Here is a 7,194-nt window from a genome sequence, read left to right as displayed (position 1 = left end):
TACCGGGAGGGAGTTGAACCCTCTGGAATTCAACGAATAATTTTGGTTACAGCATAGTTACCTCCTTTATTCTCAGGCTTAGCCTGTCGCAAGCTGGGCCCATGCCAGACGCAAGTTCAAAGAGGCCGAAGTGGCACAAGCAAAGGCTAAAACCGGTAAAGCCAACTGAGCACTGAACCATATCCAGATGTTATACCGGATTGAAACCCGCCTCAAAGGCCAGTCAGCAAAGCAGAAGTATCAGGTCAGGCAAACCGAATCACTTCCCCTGCTCAACCAATACAAAACCTGGCTGGACAAATCGGCTTTGCAGTTACCACCCAAAACTGCACTGGGTAAAGCGCTTGGCTACAGTCTGAATCAATGGCATAAACTGGTTCGCTATGTCGATGATGGCAACCTGGCCATCGATAACAACCGCGCCGAGAGAGCCATCAAGCCCTTTGTCATTGGCAGAAAGAATTAGCTGTTCAACAACGCAACAAGCGGTGCCAATGCCAGTGCGATACTTTACAGCATCATTGAGACGGCCAAGGCCAATGGCTTAACCCCATTTGATTACATCATGCATTGTCTGGAACACTTAGCCGCATCGCCAGACAATGTCGAAGCCCTGTTGCCCTGGAATGTTAAATCGGGCAAGGTGTAGATCAGCAGACGGTTACTAAACCAAAGCGATGTCACCGCAGACAAACGGTATCTGTGAACGTTTCCATAAGACGATATTAAATGAGTTTTACCAGGTCACATTCCGCAAGAAACTGTATGGCTCATTCGAAGAACTCCAGAAAGATCTGGACGAATGGATGGATTACTACAACAATGAACGAACTCATCAGAGCAAAATGTGCTGTGGCAGAACGCCAATTGAAACATTAGTCGATGGGAAACAGATCTGGGCTGAAAAGAATTTGGCTCAAATCTAATCTGACAGCGACACCTGAAAAACGGGTAACTGTCAGATCAACTCTGAGCTAATACACGTCATAGACGGGCAAGATCTCCAGATACCAATGCAACTCGGTAACACGATAACAACTATAGTCGCTAATTTTGGCTTTTCCTAATTTTCGCTTTTAATACCTTCATAGGTAGTCATCCCACAGATCTGTGCCACTGCGATAGTCATGCAGGCCATGTTTTTCAATAATCTGGTCCGCTTTTTTGATTTTCACAGCCGCCTCATTATTTCTATCCTGATCATCAAGGAGATTAGTCCACAGCATATATAGCATCGCGTGCTGAGCTGGTACCCATTCGAGCTCCTGGTGTTCGTGAAGCTCGCTCTCAAGAATGCCTGCCAAGGTGTCCGTTTTTTCAATACGGTGTTGATTATAAGAGATGCGAACAAGCATCATCATCACGTCAGCGTATTGTTCGTTAAATGCATTGTCATTGATATCGAGATATCGCTCGGCCAATCTTTGTGCCTCATCAAGATCGTCATCGAAATCCATTTCGTTTACAACGAGGAATAACGCCATTTTAAATTTATCTTTTGTATCCTCGCGCTCATCAAGAGCAAACTTTTCCATATCCTTAACGAGTTCATAAAGTGTTTTGATCATCTCCTCTCTATCATCTTCCACGTACAGATTCGCATGACTAAAGCTTGCTCCTACCAAATGACCTGCCCATATCTCTGTACTTAACGCAGTTAGCTTTCTAATATGCTTAACCGCAAGTGACCAAAACAGTTTGTCATCACTTCGGTCGTAGATAGCCTGAAGCAGGCCGAATACCGCATTGACGCACTCCGGTATGCCTTCTTTAGTTTCAGTTAATTGCAGTCCCCAATACTTATTGAAACACACGGTGAGGTTGTTGTGTTGAGCGCCTTTTTCATCTTTCATTAAATGTTGCATATTGCCCAGCTTAACGAAAAAGTCTTCAACCTTTCGTGCGTGTTCCACTGGCGCTTTGGCAAAATACGCAAAATACGTGTCTGTATATCGCTGGTACAGGGTGATTGCTTCCTCCGTTCTTCCTGTTTGACAGTAGATGTCTCGAAGCAGACTGAGCGCAGTATGGTGGCTATCGAACGCAGCGCTATTCATTAAAAGTATATCGTCACAGTTCGAAAGTGCTTTTTCGGCGAATTTCTCGGCGCGTAACATATCTTTGGTTATACGGTAGAGCTTCGCGATTTGAAAATAGGTTTGCGCGGTGAGTGTGGACACTTCAAAAACGTCGCCTTCCTTCTCAATGATATTGAGCGCCTTTAACAGAAGATGTTCTGACTGCTCAATGTCATTGTTTTTTCTTAACACCTTGCCACTGGCAGATAAAACACTGACGTACTCCATTTCGACACCCTTGAGCATGGAGAACGTGACATCTAAAGAAGGGATAATGTCCTTTTTTACAATACTGACGGCGTTATCGATCTCTCCTTTTTCAAGCAGTGTATTTGCAAGCAAAGCAAACGATTGAAGCTTCATGTAGGCATGATAACTTTCTATCTCTTCTTGCTCATCAAGCATCGTGATGAGCTCATCAATGAGCATTTCACTTTTTTCGAACATCTTGTATCTGAGAAAAGCCGACGCACATGACAACAGTGTGTTCACGGTAGATGCAATATCACTGCGACCTGCCAACTGCTCCTCTCTGGTCAAAGAGATAAGTGATTCCGCTACCCGCACCGCGCCCTCTTTGTCACCGGTCCCTAGCAGGCATGTCATATGCATAGCTTTCACGTTGAGATAGTGACCGGGCAATTCTGCTGATTTTTCTTTCTCAGATTCAAGCAGCGGCATCACTGACTCTATGACTTGCTTTGCACTTGGCATTGCGCCGGCAAGTAGATAGCTCATTGTCAGTGTGTGTACAACCCAAGCATGGTCTTCAAGCCAGATATCGGGATTTCTTTGTTGTAAGCCATCAGTGATGGGTAGTAACTGCGTAAGCACGTCAATAGACTGAGCATTTTCTCCTGTTTTACTGCATATAGACGCGTAAAGTATTGCGGCATTAACAAAACCACCCAGCCAGGCACTTCTATTTGCATCAGCTAATTGTTTAGTTTGTTCAAACGCCTGCAAAGCAAAGGGCGCAGCTGCCTGGTAATTCAGGCCGGCTAAGTGTCCTTTTGCCATCCCAAACAAAGTCTTAACGTAGATATCTTGATGAATTTCTGGATCGCGCTGATACAGCTTTTCTGCCATCTCCATGGCTTCTTTCTGTACGGCTATTGCATGGTTTACTTGAATCTGTTTATTATAAGAATTGCCTAAGGTGTTTAGCAGTCCGATGATACGGCTATCTTTTTCGTCGACAGATAGTTGAGTGTTATTTTCCACCATATTGCGTGCGCGCTGATACAGTGCTTTCACATCCTCATGCCTACCAAGAAAATGACAGACATCCATCTTACCTTCTGTGATATCAATGGATGCCTGCTCCAAGTTAAACTCCTCACCAAAAATCATGGCGACGTTTTCTTGTTTTTCATCGCTACTTTCTAGCACGTTGCAAAGCTTCTCAACTTCATCAAACACTTCTAATGACTCGCTATACCTGTTCATATTTCCCAGAATCACGGCAAGTCCGTACGTGATATGTATTCTTTCATGAATAAACATACCAAATGTGTCATGGGCAAATTGCAGCAGCGCGCTCAGCGACTTGGTGAGGTAAATTGTTTTTTGATATGTCCGTGTCGTCGCATCATGTGTTAACTCGATGTTTTCAATTTGCTGATGAAGGTATTGAGCAATGACGGCAATACATTCACCGATGATCTTCTTATCTGATGTACCCAGCGTATCTTTTAGCACATTCAGACAACTTTGACGCAAAAAGGTGGTATACAGATTGTGCGTAAAGGTATGCATGTCTTCGTTTCTGACACGTTTGACAATCTCCAGCACCTCTTCAAGGATCTGATAATGTTCGGTGGATAAATGCCGTTCGGGCTGCTTTTTTAACATGTTAATAAGCGGCGCCAATTCAGGGTGCGCGGTTTCATCCAGGCCCCTCAGATGCGCAATAACATCGTCAACTAACTGTGAACTAAACGGCGCGGAAATCATGGATGCGATCTGCAGCGTAAAATTAGCGATATCCCCGAAATCGCCCAAGTACTGCATTAGGATATGAAGCCGCTCTTCCATGACCGCATAGGACGATAACGTAAAGCCTATGTTTGCATCCTGCTTCATCTCATCCTGGGCAAACGCATCATTGTAGGCGTCCTTAAGCTGCCCAAATACAGTATCAATGCAGCTTTGAAACGCTGACGCCGGAATGTTGTTTATTGAATACTGGCCGCGGGTGGTTTCAATAAATAACGGCGTAACATCCTTATCCTGATAAAAACCTTTATCGCTTAAAAGATTAAGCGTTTCTATCGCAAACAACGTGTTCACATGCTCATTATCGCGTTCATTGAGCTGTGCAATTAATGCGCTGCTGATAGGGGAGACATCACGTTTATCCGGGTTACTGAACACCGCTTCAATCAGTGACGTCAGCGTGCCTCGAGCCATCCCCTTAATATTGGTCTCATAGCACGTTGTCGACACATCATCTTCTGTCAGTCCGAATAGCGACAGCAATGCGCGTGTAAAGGGACGAGTCTCATGCTGGTCGCTCGTCTTTTTTCTTAACAACGCGGCATCCGCTTGTCGACAGGTCCCCACAAACTCAATACTGTAACGCGGCATTAGCCACTCAGTAATAAACTCGGCAGTCAGCTCATCTATCCACTGGATATCATCAATGACCAACATGATTGGCATCGTTTTCGCGTCGGGATGGATTTCCCTGGTCAGTCGCTTCAGCTTCGACAGCGCCGCTAACAGTCTTTCAAACTGCTGCTCCTTTTCAGATTTATTTTCCTTTTTTATTGACTCACCTATCGCGTTCGCGTAGCGGTCCATGGACAGTCTGTTTTTTGCTGACTTAGCCGCATCAAAGAGGGTGCCGTAGTGCGTTGCTGAGGCAATCGACTTTGCCAGTGCGTGAACGTTATCGCTGCTGACTGAGCCTTTGGTGAAGATCTCTTTGATGTTATCGCCGACATCGCGAAATTCATCAATTTTGTTCTTTACCACCTTATAGAGGAAGCTGTTATGCGCATCGTAATACTCGGTTAACCTCAGCGCTTCGCGCTGTATCGACTGCAGCAGTGATGCCAACCCTGTATTTTGTGACTGGTGACCGATTTGATTAAGCAGGCGTAACCGTATCTGTGCAGTATCCTTTTTATCATCATAGTCAGAGAGTCTACTGATATGTTGGTTTGCCAACGCCGTTTTACCAGCCCCTGGCTCACCGCTTATCAGTTCCCAATGATGGGCGATGTCGCTGCGATTTATCACACTTTCCATATACGCATGGTGGCGCTGACTGAGCGACGCAAGCTCGTCATGTCGCCCCACAAAAACAGATGAATTCACCGCGGGTGTCGGGATGTTGGTGCCGGGTTTTTCAAGCATGCCGTAGCGCTGCACCATATGACGCAGTCGGATTATAAGGCTTCCTTGTTTTGAAGCGTCATCGGTCTTATCGAACGGTTGGTGATGGGTATAGTTAAATACAATGGATACCGGAAAGGTTTCGCCCTGTAATTTTTTATCTTTGGCATGGGATAACATCAATGAGCACAGCGCCAAGGACGCGACATCAAGACTAAACGGATCGTTTATCACAATCAGTTTTGGCGCACCTATTCCCAATACTTCAATCAGCTTGACGATGTATTGCATCGCTTCATGTGGCGTTGACACATCCGGAGCGCTGGAAGCCAACTCCAGTAATTGTTTTCTGGCGTCGTGACTTAAAAACAGCTCCATTCCTTTGACGTTCGTCGCGTCTGTGCCTTCGATTGCTTCCAATGACTTGTCGCCGGCCGCATTGACCAGCTCCGCTTCCGCGCGGGAGGAGATAAAGTCGGTGATCTTGCTGCCAATGCCATCAACCAGTTCGTTGACCGTATTAGAGATCGCATCTGAAATACTGCTGTTTACCAGCTCAGATAGCCCCATTGTCGACACATGAATGGCAAGTTTTAATGCAGCATCAATGGATGCACGTTGCTTCAAATCTGCGCCGACTAACGCGTAGATCTGAGACATTAACTGATTAGGCTGATCTGCTTTGGCATCGACACGAATGACATTGGTTTGCCTGTCAGTGAGTTTTTCATCAAAGACATCGCGGCATACAGCATATTCATCAAACGCCTCATTGTGACGTCTCATTGCCTCAACATGCCGTTTATAGACTTCGATGAGTAATGTCGTCTCAGTGGCTTCGTTAAGATCTCTTATAAAATCCTGATGAATATTTTCCACAATGCATCCTCGTTGTACTTTGATTACAGGTAAGTGTCGTATACGACCTTACTTTACAAAAATGTATGGTCCGCCTCGTTATTGCAATAATAAACTTCGATAACGGGGTTGGTTATGCGCTAATGTATTCGGAGTCTGATTAGGCGCTTTCGCAACCCGCTCCACGATGAGATCCGCGCTGGATTATCCTCAAAAAAGGCCAAAGCTTCTGTAAGCTGTTTTTTGTGTCAGGTTTTTATCCAGTGGTTCTACCGTTTTCGTCATCACTTTTATCATTGCAAACCCGTTGCTGTTAAACGCCTGCCTCGTCTTCATGACCACCCATGCGATTCGGGCGAGCTTATTCGCCAAAGCGACGGTAACAACGTTGAATGGCTTTGTAGCGCGTAAGTTCATCAGCCACTCACCATAGACTTTTCCTGTCTTGTAGGGTCGTGACATCACCGCCCTAGCTGCATGAATAAACAAGGCTCGAAGCTCTTTATAACCTCGCTTACAAATGTCAGTTCGGCTTTATCAAAGCACGCTATAAAGGGCTGACGAAAAATGACTCACAGTTAGCCATGCTATTCACCTTGGCGAACCTGTTTAAAGTAGACCAGATGTTACGACGACAGCCAAGATCTGTCTGAAACCAGGGAATAGCCCGGATGAGGGGCGAAATTAGGCCTAAAACGGCAGTATATTGGCCGAAATAGGAAATTTAGTGTTCCAAAATTGAGCTGGCAGTGCAAAGTCTTGATCCGGACCTAAATTATAGGACTTGTTCGCAGTTTCCTTAACAAATTTTAGGATTTGCGTATTTCGGTGAATCCGATCGGTCGTTTCGGTTTTATCCGATCACTTTTTCTTCTTCTTTTTCGTCCTTGCCAGTTTTACCTTAAGTGATCGGATT

Annotated in this window: 3 protein-coding genes and 3 pseudogenes; 4 read left to right on the top strand and 2 right to left on the bottom strand. The window is 45.3% G+C overall.

The annotated features are described in order from the left end of the window. Positions 1-172: 172 nt before the first annotated feature. From BIZ39_RS22660 to BIZ39_RS19540, 3 genes and pseudogenes are all read left to right on the top strand, one after another. Entirely contained in the window at positions 173-466 is a 294-nt protein-coding gene (locus BIZ39_RS22660) for a transposase (protein WP_410369570.1), read from the top strand. Further along, the gene (locus BIZ39_RS22655; RefSeq protein ID WP_410369569.1) at positions 467-649 is read left to right on the top strand and encodes a transposase domain-containing protein; all 183 of its coding nucleotides are present in this window, start codon (positions 467-469) and stop codon (positions 647-649) included. A gap of 19 nt (positions 650-668) precedes the next feature. After that, positions 669-926 (top strand): annotated as a pseudogene (locus BIZ39_RS19540) (integrase core domain-containing protein); the annotation flags it as partial. Between the two features lie 159 nt (positions 927-1,085). On the opposite strand, the gene BIZ39_RS19535 reads toward BIZ39_RS19540, so the two are convergent. Together BIZ39_RS19535 and BIZ39_RS22375 are read right to left on the bottom strand one after the other, a co-directional pair. Next, entirely contained in the window at positions 1,086-6,299 is a 5,214-nt protein-coding gene (locus tag BIZ39_RS19535) for an AAA family ATPase (RefSeq protein ID WP_187447802.1), read from the bottom strand. A 294-nt stretch (positions 6,300-6,593) separates the two neighbouring features. Continuing rightward, positions 6,594-6,800: pseudogene (locus BIZ39_RS22375) on the bottom strand (IS110 family transposase); the annotation flags it as partial. Here BIZ39_RS22375 and BIZ39_RS22370 point away from each other — a divergent pair. Then, positions 6,797-6,931 (top strand): annotated as a pseudogene (locus BIZ39_RS22370) (IS5/IS1182 family transposase); the annotation flags it as partial. The pseudogenes BIZ39_RS22375 and BIZ39_RS22370 overlap by 4 nt on opposite strands. Between the last annotated feature and the right edge of the window lie 263 nt (positions 6,932-7,194).

This window comes from Alteromonas sp. BZK5, assembly GCF_014349115.1.
GTDB classification, from domain to species: domain Bacteria; phylum Pseudomonadota; class Gammaproteobacteria; order Enterobacterales; family Alteromonadaceae; genus Alteromonas; species Alteromonas macleodii.
The sequence above is the reverse complement of the archived record's forward strand: the minus strand, read 5'-3'. Positions and strand labels throughout refer to the sequence as shown.